The sequence below is a fragment of the Actinoplanes sp. NPDC051633 genome, assembly GCF_040681735.1.
Taxonomy (GTDB): Bacteria; Actinomycetota; Actinomycetes; order Mycobacteriales; family Micromonosporaceae; genus Actinoplanes.
The window spans coordinates 1-2,486 of the sequence record NZ_JBFAZH010001137.1 but is presented as its reverse complement, the minus strand read 5'-3'; the positions used below and the strand labels follow the sequence as shown (position 1 = coordinate 2,486).

Genomic DNA, 2,486 nt, shown 5'->3' with positions numbered 1-2,486 from the left:
GACAGCGCCTGGGCGTACTGGAACGCCCGGCCGGGCCTGGCCCCCAACACCGACGTGCCGTTCCTCTTCGGACTCTATCCCGGGCTGTCCGGCGGCACCGCGGGCATCGCGTCCGGCAACGTGACCGACAACAGCCACACGCTGTACCAGCTCGACGACCAGTGGTGGCCGAGCGCCGCGGAGATCCGGCTCAACCTCCGCGTCCTGCGGGTGCGGGCCGACCGGTCGGCGAGCGGCATCCCGATCGTCAAGGGCGACCCCCGGATCCCGGTGATGTCGCTGCACACGATCGGCGACCTGTTCGTGCCGCTGTCGATGGAGCAGATCTACGCCCGTGAGGTGGCCGCGCACCGGCAGTCGGGGCTGCTCGTCAGCCGGGCGATCCGGGCGGTCGGGCACTGCGAGTTCACCCCGGAGGAGTTGCGGGCGGGCTTCGACGATCTGGTGCATTGGGTACGCACGGGCAAGCGCCCGGCCGGCGACGACATCCGCTCCGCGCGGACGGTGGCGCGGCCGGACTTCGGCTGCCGCTTCACGATCGGGGTACGGCCGACCTTCGTCGCGCCGGCCTGCCCCACCACCTGACCGCTTGACTGACGACGGCTCTCGACCGTACGTTCGACGGGACTGATATACCAGTTCACCCGTCGCTGTATGGCAGAGGAGTCCCCGGCCGATGAGCCCCCGACCCCCCGGAGCGGATCTGCCCGACCACCCCGGCTTCCTCTGGCGGAACCCGGAGCCGAAGAGCTCGTACGACGTGGTGATCGTCGGCGCGGGCGGCCACGGCCTGGCCACCGCCCATTACCTGGCCAAGAACCACGGGATCACGAACGTCGCGGTGCTCGAGAAGGGCTGGCTGGCGGGCGGCAACATGGCCCGCAACACCACCCTGATCCGGTCCAACTACCTGTGGGACGAGAGCGCCGCGATCTACGAGCACGCGCTGAAGCTGTGGGAAGGGCTCGAGGACGACCTCGGTTACCCGATCCTGTTCAGCCAGCGCGGCGTGCTGAACCTGGCGCACACGCTGCAGGACGTGCGCGACAGCGTGCGGCGCGTCGAGGCCAACAAGCTCAACGGGATCGACGCCGAGTGGCTCGACCCGGACGAGGTCCGCAAGATCTGCCCGATCGTCAACACGTCCGCCGACATCCGCTACCCGGTGCTGGGCGCCACCTATCAGCCGCGGGCCGGCATCGCCAAGCACGACTACGTCGCCTGGGGCTTCGCCCGGCGGGCCGACGAGGCCGGCGTCGACCTGATCCAGGACTGCGAGGTCATCGGCTTCGACACCGCGGGGGAGCGGGTCACCGGCGTGCGGACGACCCGCGGGGACATCGCCGCCGGCCGGGTGCTGTTGTGCGCGGCCGGGCACACCACGGTGCTCACCGACATGCTCGGCTTCCGCGTGCCGATCCAGAGCCATCCGCTGCAGGCCCTGGTCTCCGAGTTGCTGGAGCCGGTGCACCCGACGATCGTCATGTCCAACGCGGTGCACGTGTACGTTTCCCAGGCCCACAAGGGCGAGCTGGTGATGGGCGCCGGCGTCGACTCGTACAACGGGTACGGCCAGCGCGGCGCCTTCCACATCATCGAGCGCCAGATGGCGGCCGCGGTCGAGCTGTTCCCGATCTTCGCCCGCGCGCACCTGCTGCGCAGCTGGGCCGGCATCGTCGACGTCAGCCCCGACGCCTCGCCGATCGCCGGCCGGACACCGTTGGAGAACCTCTATCTCAACTGCGGCTGGGGTACGGGCGGCTTCAAGGCCACGCCGGGGATCGGGTGGTGCCTGGCCGAGACCGTCGCGACCGGCGAGCCCCATCCGTACGTAGCGCCGTTCGCACTGGACCGCTTTGTCACCGGTTCCCTCGTCGACGAGCACGGCGCCGCCGCCGTGGCCCACTGAGCCCACCGATTCAGGAGTTTCGACGTGCAACTCATCGACTGCCCGTGGTGCGGCCCCCGCGAGGAGGTCGAGTTCCACTACGGCGGGCAGGCCCACGTGCCGTACCCGGAGGACCCGGCCGCCCTCTCCGACGAGCAGTGGGCGCACTACGTCTTCTTCCGCGACAACCGCAAGGGCCGGTTCACCGAGCGGTGGCACCACTCCGCCGGGTGCCGCCGCTGGTTCAACGCGATCCGCGACACGGCCACCTACCGCTTCGAACGCGTCTACCGTCCCGGGGAGGTCCCCTCATGACCGGCTTCCGCACCGCCGCCGGCGGCCGGATCGACCGCGACCGGACTCTCGCGTTCACCTTCGACGGGAAGTCGTTCACCGGCCACCCCGGCGACACCCTCGCCTCCGCGCTGCTCGCCGCCGGCCGGCACTCGGTCGCCACCAGCGTCAAACTCGGCCGCCCGCGCGGCATCACCGCCGCCTGGGCGGAGGACTCCGGCGGCCTGGTCCAGATCGAGGAGCCGTTCGCAGAGCCGATGCTGCTCGCCGCCACGGTGGAGCTGTACGACGGCCTGGTCGCTCG

General features: G+C 70.8%; 3 protein-coding genes and 1 pseudogene. All 4 read left to right on the top strand.

The features are described from left to right. Nucleotides 1-585 (top strand): annotated as a pseudogene (locus AB0M20_RS38085) (phthalyl amidase); the annotation flags it as partial. Between the two features lie 91 nt (nucleotides 586-676). Then, the gene (locus tag AB0M20_RS38080; protein WP_364305724.1) at nucleotides 677-1,909 is read left to right on the top strand and encodes a sarcosine oxidase subunit beta family protein; all 1,233 of its coding nucleotides are present in this window, start codon (nucleotides 677-679) and stop codon (nucleotides 1,907-1,909) included. A 24-nt stretch (nucleotides 1,910-1,933) separates the two neighbouring features. Further along, on the top strand, nucleotides 1,934-2,203 hold the full coding sequence (locus AB0M20_RS38075) for a sarcosine oxidase subunit delta (RefSeq protein ID WP_364305722.1): 270 nt from the start codon (nucleotides 1,934-1,936) through the stop codon (nucleotides 2,201-2,203). Next, nucleotides 2,200-2,486 (top strand): (2Fe-2S)-binding protein (locus AB0M20_RS38070; RefSeq protein ID WP_364305721.1); only part of this gene is annotated, 287 nt, incomplete at its 3' end. The genes AB0M20_RS38075 and AB0M20_RS38070, both read left to right, overlap by 4 nt.